Below are 712 nucleotides of genomic sequence, written 5' to 3' on the forward strand. Positions count from 1 at the left end.
AACACGCCCTTTGAGTAATTTTCTCAGCACATAAAAAAAGCTCCACCGAAGTGGAGCTTTTTGGGTATTGGATTACTTGAGATTACGGACGAGCAACAAAACCGACAGCTTCGTATGCTTTTTTCAGTGTTTCCGCCGCGCGAGCCGATGCTTTCTCCGCGCCTTGCTTCATCACTTCATCCATAAACGCACGATCTGCACGAATACGACGGTATTCTTCTTGAATTGGCTCAAGCATCGCAACAACCGCTTCACCCACGTCTTTCTTGAATGGGCCGTACATTTCAACGCCTTTGTATTTCGCTTCAATCTCTTCAAAGCTCATGCCTGTCGCTGCAGAGTAAAGACCCATTAGGTTTGCAATACCCGCTTTGTTTTCAACATCATGGCGAATGCTTGGTGGCGTTTCGGTATCGGTTTGCGCTTTGTTGATCTTCTTGATGATCGATTTTGGCTCTTCAAGCAGCGTGATAACGTTCTTACGGTTATCATCAGACTTCGACATTTTCTTCGTCGCATCTTGAAGGCTCATTACGCGCGCGTTAACCGTTGGAATGTATGGCTCAGGCACCGTGAAGATTGGGCTTTCTGGCGAGTAAATGTTGTTGAAACGCGTTGCGATATCACGCGCTAATTCTAGGTGCTGCTTCTGGTCGCTACCTACTGGCACTTGGTGTGCGCCGTAAAGCAGGATGTCTGCTGCCATTAGCAC

At 47.6% G+C, this 712-nt stretch carries 1 protein-coding gene; it reads right to left on the minus strand.

Going from position 1 to position 712, the window contains the following annotated elements; all coding sequences use genetic code 11:
• Nucleotides 1-82: 82 nt before the first annotated feature.
• A partial coding sequence (gene trpS / locus R8N47_RS25175) for a tryptophan--tRNA ligase (RefSeq protein ID WP_318186101.1) occupies nt 83-712 on the minus strand: 630 nt, incomplete at its 5' end.

It is taken from the genome of Vibrio sp. 2132-1 (assembly GCF_033344315.1).